Origin of the sequence: Nakamurella multipartita DSM 44233 (assembly GCF_000024365.1) — a bacterium.
In the GTDB taxonomy this organism is placed as follows: domain Bacteria; phylum Actinomycetota; class Actinomycetes; order Mycobacteriales; family Nakamurellaceae; genus Nakamurella; species Nakamurella multipartita.
The window spans coordinates 3168518-3183953 of record NC_013235.1 but is presented as its reverse complement, the minus strand read 5'-3'; the positions used below and the strand labels follow the sequence as shown (position 1 = coordinate 3183953).

General features: G+C 71.5%; 12 protein-coding genes and 1 pseudogene. 11 read left to right on the top strand and 2 right to left on the bottom strand.

From position 1 onward, the window contains the following. The first annotated feature begins 1 nt into the window (after window position 1). Both NAMU_RS14365 and NAMU_RS14360 read left to right on the top strand, forming a co-directional pair. Window positions 2-1383, top strand: a pseudogene (locus tag NAMU_RS14365) (ISL3 family transposase). A gap of 20 nt (window positions 1384-1403) precedes the next feature. After that, window positions 1404-3038 carry a WD40 repeat domain-containing protein gene (locus NAMU_RS14360; RefSeq protein ID WP_015748123.1) on the top strand — a complete coding sequence of 545 codons (1635 nt, stop codon included), beginning with the start codon at window positions 1404-1406 and terminating at the stop codon, window positions 3036-3038. Window positions 3039-3041: 3 nt separating this feature from the next. Here NAMU_RS14360 and NAMU_RS14355 read toward each other — a convergent pair whose 3' ends face one another. Continuing rightward, window positions 3042-4619 (bottom strand): SGNH/GDSL hydrolase family protein, encoded by a 1578-nt coding sequence (locus tag NAMU_RS14355; protein ID WP_015748122.1) that lies wholly within the window; start codon window positions 4617-4619, stop codon window positions 3042-3044. Window positions 4620-4820: 201 nt separating this feature from the next. Between NAMU_RS14355 and NAMU_RS14350 the strand changes: the two genes are divergently transcribed. The 4 genes from NAMU_RS14350 to NAMU_RS14335 are packed head-to-tail and all read left to right on the top strand — an operon-like array spanning window position 4821 to window position 8011. Further along, window positions 4821-5228, top strand: a complete 408-nt coding sequence (locus tag NAMU_RS14350) for a TOBE domain-containing protein (protein ID WP_015748121.1) — start codon at window positions 4821-4823, stop codon at window positions 5226-5228. Next, the gene (gene modA / locus NAMU_RS14345; protein ID WP_015748120.1) at window positions 5225-6049 is read left to right on the top strand and encodes a molybdate ABC transporter substrate-binding protein; all 825 of its coding nucleotides are present in this window, start codon (window positions 5225-5227) and stop codon (window positions 6047-6049) included. Before NAMU_RS14350 ends, modA begins: the two co-directional genes overlap by 4 nt. Before the next feature lie 22 nt (window positions 6050-6071). Next, window positions 6072-6899, top strand: a complete 828-nt coding sequence (locus NAMU_RS14340) for an ABC transporter permease (protein WP_015748119.1) — start codon at window positions 6072-6074, stop codon at window positions 6897-6899. Then, entirely contained in the window at window positions 6896-8011 is a 1116-nt protein-coding gene (locus NAMU_RS14335; RefSeq protein WP_015748118.1) for a sulfate/molybdate ABC transporter ATP-binding protein, read from the top strand. The genes NAMU_RS14340 and NAMU_RS14335 overlap by 4 nt, the downstream gene beginning before the upstream one ends. Here the strand turns inward: NAMU_RS14335 and helR are convergent. Beyond that, window positions 7986-10184, bottom strand: coding sequence for an RNA polymerase recycling motor ATPase HelR (gene helR / locus NAMU_RS14330; protein ID WP_015748117.1), 2199 nt, complete (start codon window positions 10182-10184; stop codon window positions 7986-7988). The genes NAMU_RS14335 and helR overlap by 26 nt on opposite strands. Before the next feature lie 132 nt (window positions 10185-10316). Between helR and NAMU_RS14325 the strand changes: the two genes are divergently transcribed. From NAMU_RS14325 to NAMU_RS14305, 5 genes are all read left to right on the top strand, one after another. Next, entirely contained in the window at window positions 10317-10763 is a 447-nt protein-coding gene (locus tag NAMU_RS14325; protein ID WP_015748116.1) for a helix-turn-helix transcriptional regulator, read from the top strand. A 5-nt stretch (window positions 10764-10768) separates the two neighbouring features. Beyond that, complete coding sequence (locus NAMU_RS14320) at window positions 10769-11179, top strand: VOC family protein (protein WP_015748115.1); 411 nt, start codon at window positions 10769-10771, stop codon at window positions 11177-11179. A 29-nt stretch (window positions 11180-11208) separates the two neighbouring features. Beyond that, window positions 11209-11733 carry a pyridoxamine 5'-phosphate oxidase family protein gene (locus NAMU_RS14315; protein WP_015748114.1) on the top strand — a complete coding sequence of 175 codons (525 nt, stop codon included), beginning with the start codon at window positions 11209-11211 and terminating at the stop codon, window positions 11731-11733. Continuing rightward, window positions 11730-14120, top strand: a complete 2391-nt coding sequence (locus tag NAMU_RS14310) for an ATP-binding cassette domain-containing protein (protein WP_015748113.1) — start codon at window positions 11730-11732, stop codon at window positions 14118-14120. The genes NAMU_RS14315 and NAMU_RS14310 overlap by 4 nt, the downstream gene beginning before the upstream one ends. A 385-nt stretch (window positions 14121-14505) precedes the next feature. Beyond that, window positions 14506-15402 carry a LysR family transcriptional regulator gene (locus NAMU_RS14305; protein ID WP_015748112.1) on the top strand — a complete coding sequence of 299 codons (897 nt, stop codon included), beginning with the start codon at window positions 14506-14508 and terminating at the stop codon, window positions 15400-15402. The last annotated feature ends 34 nt before the right edge of the window (window positions 15403-15436 follow it).

The following is a 15436-nucleotide window of genomic DNA, read 5'->3' as shown; positions in this document are numbered from 1 at the left end:
GATGAGGGCTCGTGGCCTTCGAAACTGGTTGTTCTCTACGCAACCTGCCGAAGGACCACGAGCATGGACCAGAGTAGTTCGCTGCTGTTGGACATCGACGGGCTGGTCGTCGACCAGGTCGTCCGCGACGACGTCGGCCGACGGGTCGTGCACTGCTCGACCGACCCGCAGCTGGCCGGCTGGTGCCCGGAGTGCGGTGAGCAGTCGAGGTCGCCGAAGGCGTGGGTGACGACCCGCCCGCGGGACGTCCGGCTGGGCGAGGATCGGCCGATCCTGTTGTGGCGCAAACGCAAATGGCGCTGCCAGGTCGACGGCTGCGAGCGGAAGGTGTTCACCGAGTGCCTGCCCGAGCAGATCCCCGCCCGGGCCCGGATCACCACCCGGGCCCGCCGACTGGCGGCCGAGGCGATCGGCGACCACACCCGGCCGGTGTCCGGTGTGGCGGCCGAATTCGGCATGGACTGGCGCGTTGCGCACGACGCGTTCGTCGCGCACGCCGCGCAGGTGTTGCCCGAGCAGCCGCCGCCGGTGACCGTGCTGGGCGTCGACGAGACCCGCCGCGGCAAGGCCCACTACGAGACCGACCCCACCACCGGGGCGAAGACCTGGGTGGACCGCTTCGACACCGGCCTGGTCGATCTGAGCGGCAACGGCGGGCTGTTCGCGCAGGTCAACGGCCGCACCAGCAAGGTCCTCATCGAGTGGCTGCAGGCGCAGGACCCGGACTGGCTCGCCAACATCACCCACATCTCGATGGACACCAGCGCGACCTACGCCCGGGCCGCCCGGCTGGCCCTGCCCGATGCTGTCGTGGTCGTGGACCGGTTCCATCTGTCCGCCCTGGCCAACAAGGCGGTCACCGACTACCGGCGGGAGTTGGCCTGGGCGCTGCGTGGCCGGCGGGGCCGCAAGAGCGACCCGGAGTGGGCGCAACGGAACCGGCTGCTGCGGGCCGCGGAGTCCCTGACCGACGACGAGCTGGCCAAGGTGCAGGATGCGATGCGTCGGGCGGACCCGTCCGGCGGCCTTGAGAAGTGCTGGCAGGGCAAGGAACTGCTCCGCAAGCTGCTCAAGCTGGCTGGCACGAACCCGGACCGCGGACGGATCTTCAACGCGCTGACCGCGTTCTATCTGCATTGCGCCGACTCCGGGGTCGCGCAGCTGCGGCGGCTGGCGTGGACGGTGCACGCCTGGCAGAACTCGATCATCGCCGGGCTGCACACCGGGATCAGCAACGGCCGCACCGAGGGCTACAACCGGATCGTCAAACACATCGGCCGGATCGCCTTCGGCTTCCGCAACCAGGACAACCAGAAGCGCCGGGTACGCTACGCCTGCACCCGGAAATCCCGGGCGTCAACCAGCCACGCGAAGCCCTGCTAACTCTGAAGAGCCCCTATGCCGTGGGCAGCGGGATCGGGGATGGCGCCGACACGTCCTTCCAGGACGCCGCCCTCGCGGTCTGGGACTCCTCCGAACCCGGCACCCCGACGATGGTCCTGCATCGCCAGTGCTGGGCGCTGGCCCTGAGCCCCGACGGGACCCGGCTCTACGTCGGCACCGCCGAGGATCAACCGACCTTGGCGGTCGTCGACGTCGCGACCGGACAGACCCTGCAGTCCACCCCGGTCCCGCGGGCCCGGCTGCTGGCCCCCGGCCCGGAGCATCCCGCAGACGGTTGGACCGTGGTCGTCAACGGGATCCAGGTCAGCCCGGACGGGTCGACCATCGCCGTCGCCGAGGGCACGGTCATCGGGCTCTACGCGAGTGCGACCCTGGCCCGGATCGGCGAGTTGTCCTGGCACCACGGCCTCGTCCGGGACCTGCGGTTCTCCGCCGACGGCCGCCGGCTGGCCTCGGGTGCCGACGACGGCCTGGCCGTGGTCTGGGATGTGGCCCGGAAGGTGCCGATCGCCGTGGAGAGCGGCGGCTCCGGCCCGGTGCGAGCGGTCGCGTTCGCCCCGGACGGACGCACCCTGTACAGCGGCGGCGACGATCAGCTGCTGCATGTCTGGGACCTTGACGGCGAGCGCCGGTTCCTCACCGTGCTGGCCGATCCGGAGCCCATTCGCCGCGCCGCGGCCGCGATTCCCGCACCGGACGGGTCCACGGTGCTCACCCTCGGTCAGGGCGTCGGCCAGGAACCGGGGCTGCGATTTCTCGATGTCGCCGCGGGCGCCGTCGGCCCGGCTCTGGCCGACCCGAATGGATCGGCGCTGGCGGTCTGGCTGCCCCCGGGGTACGACCGGGTGGCCACCGTCGCCGATTCCGAGGTGCGGATCTGGGACCGGGCCAGCGGTCGACGGCTGCTCGCCCGGGCCGTCGGCGACAGCACGGTCACCGCGTTCTCGGCCCCGACGGCGAGCGACCTGATCGTTGCCGATGCCGACGGCACCGTCGTGCGACTCGATCCCGGCAGCCTGGACCCGACCGGACCGGCGGTCGATCTGCGCCATCGGGTCACCGCCGTGGCCGGCCGGGCCGACGACCGGACGGCGATCGTGCTGCTCGACGATCAGCAGGCGGCGGAGGTGGATCTGACCACCGGCCGGGTGATCTCCAACCGCGACCTGGGGTTCGTGGCCACCGCCGCTGCGGTGTCGCCGGACGGCCGTCGGCTGGCCGTGGGCGGCTCGACCGGCCAGGTCGGCCTGTTCGACCTGACCCGCGGCGCCTGGCTGGCCCCGCCGGCCGAGGGTCGTCAGCTCTACGTCTCAGGCATCCAGTTCGCCGCCGACGGAGGAACTTTCGTCGCGTCGACGGTGGACAGCTCGGTGACCCTCTGGGACGGCGGGTCGGGCGAGATGATCGGCCGGATCAACGCCGGGACGGTCGGATCGCCGGCGCGTGCGGTCATCCTGCCCGGTGGCGAGGACGCGCTCATCGCTACCCGGGACCAGGGCGTCTACCGCTGGAGCACCCACCCGGACGACTGGCTGAGCTTTGCCTGCCAGGTCGCCGGACGCAATCTGACGCCGACCGAGTGGCATCAGGTGCTCGACCCCCGTCCCTACGCGCCGACCTGCGGCGCGGGCTGAGCGCTACAGGCGCCCCCGGATCAGCTGGGAGAACACGTCGATCGTCTCGTCCAACCAGCCGATGACGCCCAGGGTCGAGTCGATGAGCTGGGGCGGCGCGGTGAGCAGGGTGTCGCGCCGGATCAGCCGGTCGAAGTCGACCTCGATCGGCCCGGTGCGCACCGCGCCGGTCGGCGTGCGGAAGGTGACTCCGGCTGACTGCATGATCGTGATCAGTTCCTGGGCGACGATGCCGTAGGCAACGGTCGTCGGGTGCACCCCGTCCAGGGAGAACAGCCCGCCCTTGGCCCGGCCGCCCTGGCCGTCCCCGGTCAGGAACTGGGTGTCCGGCTCGGGCTGCACGGCGGCCAGCGCCGGGGGCAGCGGGTAGGGCGTCCACCAGCTCGGGCGGGCATCGTCGTTCTGCCGGTACCGGCGGTAGGCCAGCCGGTCCAGCACCCCGGCGATGTCGCACAGGAACCAGTTCCGTCCGGCCTGCCGGGCCGCCCGCACCGCCTGCTCGATGTGCGCGTTGTACAGGTCGATCGCGTAGTCGATGGCGCAGGCCTGGCCGGCGGTCAGATGCTTGTCGCCGGTCGGCTGGAAGTCCTCGTCGGTCACCCAGGGGCGGGCGTAGTACGGGAAGTAGGCCGACTTGTCGGGCCGGGTGAACACCCCGCGGGTCGCCGGGGGGATAGTGACGTGCGGAACCGTGCACAGGATGACGTTTTTCGCCTCGATCCGGGTGAGCCGGGCGACCAGTTCGTCGTACTCGAGCCGGAAATGGGCCGGGTCCCACACGGTGTACTCGGCCTTGGTGCGCGGATCCCGAAAACCCGGGTCCTGGCTCCAGCGCAGCTGGAGCTGCAGCACGCTGCCGAGTACGTTGTTGGCCCCCAGCCACACCACCAGAGTCTCGATACCGCCTTGCTGGCCGAGCTTTTCGGCCACGTCGAGCAGGGTCAGCCGCTCGGTGGCCGGGTCGCCGTGCGGGTAGACCCGCAGCGCGGCCCGGGCCGGGGCGTTGTCGACGAACGGGATGAGCAGGTTGTTGGTGGGCTCCGCGGCGTAACGGCGGCACGAGTCGAAGGTGTGGTGCAGCGCGTCGTACAGGTCCCAGGAGAACACCGCCAGTGCATGGTTGTACCCGGCGATGGTCGGCACCAGCGCACCCGGTCCGCGTTCCCAGTACTCCTCGATGTCGTTCATCAGGCTGCGGGTGCGCAGCGCGGCCAGCGGCACCTCCCAGGGCGAGAACGTCGGCCCGAAGCGTAGTTCCAGCTCGCGCAGCAGGTACTCCAGATTCAGCGGCAGCCCGCCGAGAGCCGGGTAACGCGGGTACCGGAACTGCTCGAACCAGCCGAGTTCGGTGGCGATGATCGCCCCGTAGGACAGGTCGGTGTTGTAGATCGCGGCGCTCTGGAAGCCATGCGTGAGCGAATCGCCGATGGTGACGATGCGGTGCGCGGGCTCGGCCCCGGGGTCGGGGTCGACCGCGATCCCCAGCGTCGGATCGGTGGCCGGCGGGCGGGGCTCGCGGCCGGCCAGGGCGGCCACCTCGGCCGGGGTGTCGGCGGGCAATGGGGGAGTGACTGGGGCCATCGCGGTCTCCCGGGGACTGACGGGCCGGACAATCCGGACACCGCCCTTCATCCTCGACGCCCGGTGACGCACGGTCAACTCGACCGCGGCCGTCCGGGGCGCCGCATGCCCCGTCGGTGACGACCGTGCCAGCGCAAGACCAACGCAGATACGGTGCGCAGTCGTTTGGATCCCCGCATGTGCGGCTCTATTGTTCACTCCATGACGCAGTTCCTGATTCGCGAGGCGGCTGAGTTGCTCGCCGTCAGCGATGACACCGTGCGCCGGTGGATCGACGCCGGCTCCCTCCCGGTGACCACGAACGAGGCCGGCCGCAAGGTCATCGACGGGGTCGCGTTGGCCGAGTTCTCCCGCCAGCACGCGGCCGCCCTACCGGCCGACCCCTCCGGGGTGGCCCGGTCGGCCCGCAACCGGTTCGTCGGGCTGGTCACCCGGGTGGTGATGGACGGGGTGATGGCGCAGGTGGAGATGCAGTGCGGCCCGCACACCGTGGTCTCGCTCATGAGCAGCGAGGCCGCCCGGGACCTGAACCTGCAACCCGGCACGTTGGCCGTGGCCGTGGTCAAGGCGACCACGGTGATCGTCGAAACCCCCGGAGGTTCGTCATGAGTCGGCGATTCGGGCGGGCTCGGGCGGCCGCCCTGGCGGCCGGCCTGGCGGCGGCGCTGCTGACCGCCTGCGGGTCCAGCGCCGGGACCGGCGCATCGGCCGCGGTGCCGGCGACGGGGACGGCCGGTTCGTCCCCGAGCAGCACCGGCACGGTCACTGTTTTCGCCGCCGCGTCGCTGAAGAAGTCGTTCACCGCGCTGGGGGAGACCTTCCAGGCTCAGCACCCCGGCGCGGCGGTGACGTTCAACTTCGCCGGCTCCTCCGATCTGGTCACCCAGATCACCGCGGGGGCCCCGGCCGACGTGTTCGCCTCGGCGGACGAGAACAACATGGGCAAGGCGCAGACCGCCGGGGTGATCTCGGGCCAGCCGGTCGACTTCGCCAGCAACACGCTGACCATCGTCACCCAGCCCGGAAACCCGAAGGGCATCACCGGGTTCGCCGATCTGACCGCGTCCGACCTGCAGGTGGTGGTGTGCGCGCCCCAGGTGCCCTGCGGGTCGGCCACCACCAAGGTCGAGCAGAGCACCGGCGTCACGCTGGCCCCGGTCAGCGAGGAATCCTCGGTCACCGACGTGCTCAACAAGGTGCAAACCGGGCAGGCCGACGCCGGCCTGGTGTACGTCACCGACGCCAAGGGCGCCGGCGACAAGGTCACCGCGGTCTCGTTCACGGAGGCCGCCACGGTGGTCAGCGTGTACCCCATCGCCGTGCTGACCCAGGCCACCCAGCCGGAGCTGGCCGCCCAGTTCATCGCGCTGGTCACCGGTCCGGACGGTCAGCAGGTCCTGCAGGACGCCGGCTTCGCGCCGGCGCCCTGACCGGGCCGATCGGGAGCCGGGGATGACCACCGTGCCGGACGCGGTCCGGCGGCGAGGTCGGACCGCGTCCGCGTCCGGCCTGCCCGGGTGGGTGTTCCTGCCCGCCGGGCTGGGCGGCCTGTTCATCGTGCTGCCGCTGGTGGCGATGCTGGCCCGGGTGCAGTGGTCACAGTTCGCGGCCCTGATCACCTCCGATTCCTCGGTTGACGCCCTGTGGCTGAGCCTGAAGACCTCGACCGCCAGCACCGTGCTGTGCGTGCTCCTGGGCACGCCGATGGCCCTGGTGCTGGCCCGGGCCCGGTTCCCCGGGCTGCGGCTGGCCCGCTCCCTGGTCCTGCTCCCGCTCGTGCTGCCCCCGGTGGTCGGCGGCATCGCCCTGATCTACACCTTCGGCCGGCAGGGACTGCTGGGCAGCTCGTTGGAGGTGCTGGGCATCCGGGTCGCGTTCACCACCACCGCCGTGGTCATCGCCCAGACCTTCGTCGCCCTGCCGTTTCTCGTACTCAGCCTGGAGGGTTCGCTGCGCTCGGCCGGCCGTCGGTACGAGGCGGTGGCGGCCACTCTGGGGGCCACCCCGACCACGGTGCTGCGCCGGGTCAGCCTGCCGCTGGTGCTGCCCGGCCTGTTCTCCGGCGCGGTGCTGGCGTTCGCCCGGGCCCTGGGCGAGTTCGGCGCCACCCTCACCTTCGCCGGCAGCCTGCAGGGCGTCACCCGCACTCTGCCGCTGGAGATCTACCTGCAGCGCGAGAGCGACGCCGACGCTGCCGTCGCGCTGTCCCTGGTGCTCGTCGTCGTCGCGGTACTGATCGTGCTGGCCACCCGTGGGCGCGGCGGCGAGGGCGTCCGGTGACGAGCAAATCCCTCGTCCTGGGCACCCGGCCGCCGGGCGGCGCACTGGAGGTGACCGCCACGGTCGCCGACCGGGGGACCGACCTGAGCCTGTCCGTCGACGCCGGCCAGGTGGTCGCCGTCCTGGGCGCCAACGGGGCGGGCAAGTCCACCCTGCTGTCGCTGCTGGCCGGCCTGCTGCGGCCGGACACCGGCCGGATCACCCTGGACGGCCAGGTCCTGGCCGACGCCGCCACCGGCGCCTGGATGCCACCGCACCGGCGCCGGGTGGTGTTGCTCGCCCAGCAGGCGCTGCTGTTCCCGCACCTGTCCGCCGCCGCCAACGTGGCGTTCGGCCCGCGCAGCCAGGGGCAGGGCCGGCGGGCCGCCCGGGACGTCGCCGACCGGTGGCTGGCCGCGGTGGACGCGACCGAGCTGGCCGACCGCAAACCCGCCCAGCTCTCCGGCGGCCAGGCCCAGCGCATCGCGATCGCCCGGGCGCTGGCCGCCGACCCCGCGGTGTTGCTGCTCGACGAACCGATGGCCGCCCTGGATGTGGCCGTCGCCCCCGCCGTGCGGCAGCTGCTGCGCCGCGTCCTGCGCGGCAGCGGCCGCACCGCGCTGCTGGTTACCCACGACCTGATCGACGCGCTGTCGCTGGCCGACCGGGTGGTGGTGATCGAGGCCGGGCACGTCGTCGAGGACGGCCCCACCCGGACCGTGCTCACCGAACCCCGGTCGGCGTTCACCGCGCGCATCGCCGGCATCAACCTGATCACCGGGACCGCCCAGACCACCCACCTGGTCACCGACACCGGCACGATCGTCAGCGGTCGGCTCGATCCGAGCTGCCCGGTCGGGGAACCCGCGGTCGCCATGTTCCGGCCGTCCGCGGTCGCCGTGCATCTGACCGAGCCGTCCGGCAGCCCCCGCAACCACCTGCCGGTCACCATCACCGAACTCGAACCGCGCGGCGACGTCGTCCGGCTGCACACCGCGCCGATCCCCGCGGTCGGCGCGCTGCTGGCCGACGTCACCGTCGCCGCCGCGGCCGACCTGCACCTGCAACCCGGCGATCCGGTGTTCTTCGCGGTCAAGGCGACCGAGGTCAGCATCTACTCCCGGGCGAGGTGAGGATCACCAGCTGCGCGGTCGCCCGGGTCATCGCGACATAGCGGTCGACCGCCGTCTCGATGGCGCCGGCCGGGCCGAACCGGTCCGGATCGACCAACACGACCAGGTCGAACTCCAGCCCCTTGGCCAGCTCGGGAGTCAGCGACCGGATCCGGGGACGCGGCCGGAACGTGGGATCGCCGATGACGCAACCGATTCCGTCGACCTCGGCGGCCAACCAGGCGTCCACGATCGTCGCCAGCTCGGCCGTCGACCCGTCGACGACGGGCCGGCCGTGCCGGACCGAGGTGGGCACGTTGGCATCCGGCCGGACGGCCCGGATCACCGGCTCGGCGCGCGTCATCACCTCGATCGGGGTCCGGTAGTTGATGGTCAACGACGCCACCCTGATCGAGCCAGCGATCGAGCCGAGTCCGACCCGGTCCAACCGTTGCGCCCAGGACTCGGCGAACCCGTGCCGGGCCTGGGCGCGGTCGCCGACGATCGTCAGGCTGCGGGACGGGCAGCGGCGCACCAGCATCTGCCACTGCGCGTCGGTCAGCTCCTGGGCCTCGTCCACCACGACATGGGCGAACGGGCCGGCCAGCACGTCCGGATCGGCGGCCGGTAGCTCGGCCTCGTCGACCAACGCCTCGCGCAGATCCTGGCCGCGCAGCATCGACATGACCGCCATCTCCGAGTCGTCGGACTCGATCAGGTGCTCGACCACTTGCGTCATCGACTCCTGGCGGGCGGCGACCGCGGCGGCGCGGCGCCGGTCCCGGTCGGCGGCCGCCGGGTCGCCTAGCCGGTGCCGGGCCGCATCCAGCAGCGGCAGGTCGGACTCGGTCCAGGCCTGTGCGTCCGCGCGGTGCAGCCGCCGCGCCTGCTCGGCCGTGAGCCAGGGTGCGCACCGCCGCAGGTACGCCGGCACCGACCACAGGTCCCCGACCAGGTCGGCCGCCTCGATCAGCGGCCAGGCCCGGTACAGGGCGGTGAGCAGGTCGCGGTGGCGGCGCAGCGCGGCCGCCAATTGCTCGGCCGGCACGTCGACCCCGGCCGTGTCGATCAGCGAGTCGAGCAGGATGGTGACCAGCTCGGCCAGGATCGCCGCCCGCGCGTGGTTGTGCGGGGTGCCCGGTTCCGGCGCGGCGAACGCCCGCTGCCAGTCGTCCGGGTCGAGCCACAGGTCGGCCCACGGGGTGCTCACCGACAGCCCCTCGGTGGGCGGCTCCTCGTAGAACCGCACGGCCGCCTCGATCGCGTCCACCATCGCCATCGACGACTTCAGGCCGGCCACCGCCGGGTCGATCTCGACGGTGGCCGCCGATCCCTCCGCCACCAGGTCCCGCAGCGTGCAGGTCCGCACGCCCTCCTCGCCCAGGCTCGGCAACACGTCGGCGACGTAGGCCAGGTAGGGCTGATGCGGCCCGACGAACAGCACACCCCCACGGTGATGGCCCAACCTTGGATCGGCGTAGAGCAGGTAGGCGGTGCGATGCAACGCGACCACGGTCTTGCCGGTGCCCGGACCGCCGTCCACGACCAGCGCGCCGCGCGATCCGGCCCGGATGATGGCGTCCTGATCGGCCTGGATGGTGCCGAGCACGTCGCGCATCCGTTCCGACCGGCTGCCGCCCAGGCTGGCGATGAAGGCGGACTGATCGTCCAGCGCGGCCCGTGCGGCCGGGCCGTCCGCCGTCGGGATCTCGGTGAAGACCTCGTCCCAGTAGTCGGTGATCCGGCCCCGCGTCCACCGGTACCGGCGCCGGCTGACCAGGCCCATCGGGTGGGCGTGGGTGGCCGCGAAGAACGGTTCGGCGGCCGGCGAGCGCCAGTCGAGCAGCAACGGGCGGCCGGCGTCGTCCCGCAGGCCCAGCCGTCCGATGTAGACCGGCTCGCCGTGGTCGGCGGCGACGATCCGGGCCAGGCACAGATCCACCCCGTAGCGCCGCAGGGTGCGCCGGCGGGCGGTGAGCCGATGGATCTGCTGATCGCGTTCCAGCGCGATCTGCCCGGGCCCGCCCGGTGACCGGCGCGCGGCGGCCAGCCGGTCGGACAACTCGGCGATCGACTGTTCCAGATTCTGCGCGACGGCGGCGAAATGCCTTTCGTCGTCGGCGATCAACGCCGGGTCGGCCTTGGCCGCCAGGCGATCGGGCAGGTCGAACACGCTGCTGGTCGGGAAGTCCACGGCCGCTCCGATCCGGTTCGCGACCCGAAGGGCAGGTCGTCGGGCAGCGATTCTGGGGCCGGACCGGGGTCTTGCCGCAAGCCCCCGGGGCCGCTATACCTTGAAGAGGGGCCGACGTGGCACCATCGCCCGGTGACCAGTACGTCGGCCGAGGATCGCCTGCGGGACCTGGCCCGGTTGCGCCGGGTCCGCGACCGGATCGACCGCGAGTACGCCCGGCCGCTCAACGTCGAAGCGCTGGCCCGGGGCGCCAACATGTCGGCCGGGCACCTGAGCCGCCAGTTCAAGCTCGCCTACGGCGAATCGCCCTACGGGTACCTGATGACGCGCCGGATCGAGCGGGCGATGGCGTTGCTCCGGCGGGGCGACATGAGCGTCACCGACGTCTGCTTCGCCGTCGGCTGCTCGTCCCTGGGCACGTTCAGCACCCGGTTCACCGAGCTGGTCGGCGAACCACCCAGTGCCTACCGGGCGCGCCACGCCCAGCCGGCGCCCGAGATGCCCTCCTGCCTGGCCAAGCAGGTCACCCGACCGATCAGGAATCGAGAAGCACGGGCGGTGCCGCCGGAACTAGCGTGAGCGGCATGGAGATCACGATTCACTACGCCTTCCTCCCGCAGACCGACCCGGACGCCGCGCTGGCCTTCTACCAGGGCACCCTCGGGTTCGAGCTGCGCAACGACGTCGGCTACGACGGGCTGCGCTGGCTGACCGTCGGGCCGCCGAACCAGCCGCAGACGGCGATCGTGCTGCACCCGCCGGCCGTCGACCCCGGCATCACCGAGGCCGAGCGGCAGGTGGTCCTGGAACTGATCGCCAAGGGCAGCTACGGCGCCATCACCTTGGCCACCAAGGACTTGGACGGCCTGTTCGACACGCTGCAGGCCAGCGGGGCCGACGTCGTGCAGGAGCCGATGGCGCAGCCCTGGGGGGTCCGCGACTGCGCGGTCCGGGACCCGGCCGGCAACATGATCCGCATCAACGAACTGCCCTGAGCGGCAACGACTGTCGAAAGGTCCCCGCGATGTGTGCCGACCCCCGTTCACCGATCTGGCGCCGCCGCGACACCGAGCGTCGGCTCAGCCGGGACGTGGACGTGTGGGTGGCCAGCGCCGGAACCGACGGCTCGCCCTACCTGGTGCCGCTGTCCTTCGACTGGGACGGGCGGGCCCTGCTGCTGGCCACTCCGGCGGACAGCCCGACCGGCCGGAACCTGGCCGCCACCGGCCGGGTCCGGCTCGGCCTGGGCGGCACCCGGGACGTGACCATGATCGACGGTGACGTCCAGGTCCTCGAGATGGACGAGCTGCCCGCGCCGGCGGCCGACCGGTTCGCGGCCCGGGCCGGCTTCGACCCCCGGGCCGAAGCGATCCGGTACTGCTGGTTCCGGGTCGTCCCGCACCGCATCCAGGCCTGGCGGGAGGCCGACGAACTGCCCGGACGCGAGCTGATGCGGGCCGGTCGCTGGCTGGTAGACACAGGGGGGCCGGGACCGACTGCGTGGACCTCGGCCGCACGGACGTCGACTGCACGGATGGAGACAGCATGAGCACCGCCACCACCACAGGGACCTCGCCGGCCGATCCGCCCGCCGCGGACCGGCACGACATGATCCGTGTGCACGGTGCTCGGGTGAACAATCTCAAGGACATCAGCGTCGAGATCCCCAAGCGCCGGCTGACCGTGTTCACCGGGGTCTCCGGGTCGGGCAAGAGCTCGCTGGTCTTCGGCACCATCGCGGCCGAGTCCCAGCGGCTGATCAACGAGACCTACAGCGCCTTCGTGCAGGGCTTCATGCCTACGCTGGCCCGGCCGGACGTCGATGTGCTCGACGGGCTGACCACCGCGATCATCGTCGACCAGGAGCGGATGGGCGCCAACCCTCGTTCCACCGTGGGCACCGCGACCGACGCCAACGCGATGCTGCGGATCCTGTTCAGCCGCCTGGGCCAGCCGCACATCGGCTCACCGCAAGCCTTTTCGTTCAACGTGGCCTCGATCAGCGGCGCCGGCGCGGTGACCTTCGAACGGGCCGGGCAGACGACCAAGGAACGCCGCGAGTTCTCCATCACCGGCGGGATGTGCCCGCGCTGCGAAGGCATTGGCCGGGTCAACGATTTCGACCTGACCGCCCTGTACGACGAGAACAAGTCGCTCAATGAGGGCGCCCTGATCATCCCCGGCTACAGCATGGACGGCTGGTTCGGCCGGATCTTCCGTGGCTGCGGCTACTTCGATCCGGACAAGCCGATTCGCCGCTTCACCAAGAAGGAAATGCACGACCTGCTCTACCGGGAGCCGACCAAGATCAAGGTCGAGGGCATCAACCTGACCTACGAGGGTTTGATCCCTAAGATCCAGAAGTCCATGCTGTCCAAGGATGTCGAGGCGATGCAGCCGCACATCCGGGCGTTCGTGGAGCGGGTGGTGACCTTCACCGTGTGCCCCGAGTGCCAGGGCACCCGGCTGAGCGAGGGGGCCCGCTCGTCGAAGATCAACGGCAAGAACATCGCGGACCTGTGCGCCATGCAGATCAGCGACCTGGCCGACTGGGTCCGGGAACTCGACGAACCGTCGATGGGGCCGCTGATCACCGCGTTGAGCCAGACGCTCGACTCCTTCGTCGAGATCGGCCTGGGGTACCTGTCCCTGGAACGGTCCTCGGGCACGCTGTCCGGCGGCGAGGCGCAGCGCACCAAGATGATCCGGCACCTGGGGTCGTCGCTGACCGACGTCACCTACGTCTTCGACGAGCCCACCATCGGCCTGCACCCGCACGACATCGCCCGGATGAACAGCCTGCTGCTGCAGTTGCGGGACAAGGGCAACACGGTGCTGGTGGTCGAGCACAAGCCGGAGGCGATCGCCATCGGCGACCACGCGGTCGACCTCGGTCCCGGGGCCGGCGCCGGCGGGGGCGAGATCGTCTACGAGGGCACCGTGGCCGGGCTGCGGACCAGCGGCACCCTGACCGGGCAGCACCTGGACGACCGGGCCGCGCTCAAACCCTCGGTGCGCACGTCGACGGGCGCGCTGGAGGTGCGCGGTGCGGACACCAACAACCTGCGCCGGGTCGATGTCGACGTGCCGCTGGGTGTGCTCGTCGTGGTGACCGGCGTCGCCGGGTCCGGCAAGAGCTCGCTCATCCACGGGTCGCTGTCCCGAGTCGACGGTGTCGTCACCGTCGACCAGGGCGCGATCAAGGGATCCCGGCGCAGCAACCCGGCCACCTACACCGGGCTGCTCGAACCGATCCGCAAGGCCTTCGCCAAGGCCAACGGAGTCAAACCCGCCCTGTTCAGCGCGAACTCGGAGGGTGCCTGCCCGAACTGCAAGGGCGCCGGGGTGATCTACAGCGACCTGGCCATCATGGCTGGGGTGGCCACCCCGTGCGAGGTGTGCGAGGGCAAGCGCTTTCAGGCCGAGGTGCTCGAGTACACCTTCGGCGGCCAGGACATCAGTCAGGTGCTGGCCATGTCCGTCGCCCAGGCCGAGCAGTTCTTCAGCGTCGGCGAGGCGAAACTGCCGGCGGCACACAAGATCCTGGCCGCCCTGGTCGACGTCGGGCTGGGCTACCTGTCCCTCGGGCAACCGCTGACCACCCTGTCCGGCGGGGAGCGGCAACGGATCAAGCTGGCCACCCACATGGGGGAGAAGGGCGGGGTCTACATCCTGGACGAGCCGACGACCGGCCTGCACCTGGCCGACGTGGAGAACCTGCTCGGTCTGCTGGACCGGCTCGTCGACACCGGCAAGTCGGTCATCGTCATCGAGCACCATCAGGCCGTGATGGCGCACGCCGACTGGATCATCGACCTGGGTCCGGGGGCCGGACACGACGGCGGCCGGATCGTCTTCGAAGGCACTCCCGCCGACCTGGTCGCCGACCGGTCGACGCTCACCGGCCAACACCTGGCCGACTACGTGGGTCGCTGACCGCGACCCGTTCCATCCATCCGGTGACGCGCCGCGTCGCCCCACGACAAGGAGTCCGTCATGAGTACTGCCATCCGCAGCGTGGTCCTGCCCGCCGCCGATCTGGACGCCGCGAAGGCCGTCTACACGGCGCTGTACGGCGACCCGCACACCGACACCCCGTACTACGTGGGCTACAACGTCGACGGCTTCGAGGTGAGCCTGACCCCGGCCGAGGCGGGCGGGCCGGTCTTCTACACCGACGTGGACGATCTGGACGCCGCCATTGCCACGCTGCTGGCGGCCGGCGCGACCGAACGCAGCGCCGCCCGCGAGGTCGCTCCGGGGGCTCGGGTGTGCGTGCTGGCCGACCCAACGGAAACCCCTTCGGCCTGCGCGGCCGGTAGTGGAGATTCGCCAGCTGGAGGCGTTCGTCGCGGTCGCCGAAGAGCTGCATTTCGGCCGGGCCGCGGCCCGACTGCGGCTGGCGCAATCGCCGCTGAGCCAGACGATCCGCAAGCTCGAACGCGAACTCGGGGTGACGCTGTTCGACCGCAGCACCCGCAGCGTCGCCCTGACTCCGGCCGGGGCGGCCCTGCTGCCGCACGCGCACCGCGTGTTCGAGGAGCTCGAGCTGGGCCGGCAGGCCACCCGGGCGGTGTCCGGGGCGGTCTACGGCACCGTCACGGTCGGTTTCTCCGGCGCGCTGAACCACCGCACGCTGCCGCCGCTGACTCGGGCCGTGCGCCGGCGGTACCCGCAGGTCACGCTCAACCTGGTGGCCGGGATGCTGACCCGGGACGGCGTGCTCCAGATCGAAAGGGGTTCGCTGGACCTGTGTTTCGTGGCGCTTCCGCTGGATGCCTCGCCGGCGGTGCGCAGCCGGCTGATCGCCCGGGAACCCCTGGGCGTGGCCCTGCCGATCGACCATCCGTTGGCCGAGGATCCGGAGGTCGACCTGGCCGACCTGGCCGACGAGGACTTCATCACCACGCCGGCGGCGTCCGGGTCCGGCCTGCGCGAGGCCGGGGTGCGGGCCTGCATCGGCGCCGGGTTCCGCCCGCGGGTGGTGCAGGAGATCACCGACCCGTTCATGATCCTGACCCTGGTCGCGGCCGGGGTCGGGGTCGCGCTGATCTCCGACGGGGTTGCCCAGATCATGCCGTCCGGCTCGGTGTTCGTGCCGTTGCGCGGCGCGCCCACCTACCTCGATCACGCCCTGGCCTGGTCGGCGGACAACCCGTCGACCGTGCTGCGCGCGGTGCTGGCCGTGGCCGACGACGTGATGCCGATCCCTCATTAAGACCCTGCATGACAAAGTGATTGATCTATTCAGT

Coding starts and splice junctions, on each gene's coding strand:
- NAMU_RS14355 (WP_015748122.1), bottom strand. CDS start 4,619: ATGGCCCCAGTCACTCCCCCATTGCCCGCCGACACCCCGGCCGAGGTG.
- NAMU_RS14350 (WP_015748121.1), top strand. CDS start 4,821: ATGACGCAGTTCCTGATTCGCGAGGCGGCTGAGTTGCTCGCCGTCAGC.
- modA (WP_015748120.1), top strand. CDS start 5,225: ATGAGTCGGCGATTCGGGCGGGCTCGGGCGGCCGCCCTGGCGGCCGGC.
- NAMU_RS14340 (WP_015748119.1), top strand. CDS start 6,072: ATGACCACCGTGCCGGACGCGGTCCGGCGGCGAGGTCGGACCGCGTCC.
- NAMU_RS14320 (WP_015748115.1), top strand. CDS start 10,769: ATGGAGATCACGATTCACTACGCCTTCCTCCCGCAGACCGACCCGGAC.
- NAMU_RS14315 (WP_015748114.1), top strand. CDS start 11,209: ATGTGTGCCGACCCCCGTTCACCGATCTGGCGCCGCCGCGACACCGAG.
- NAMU_RS14310 (WP_015748113.1), top strand. CDS start 11,730: ATGAGCACCGCCACCACCACAGGGACCTCGCCGGCCGATCCGCCCGCC.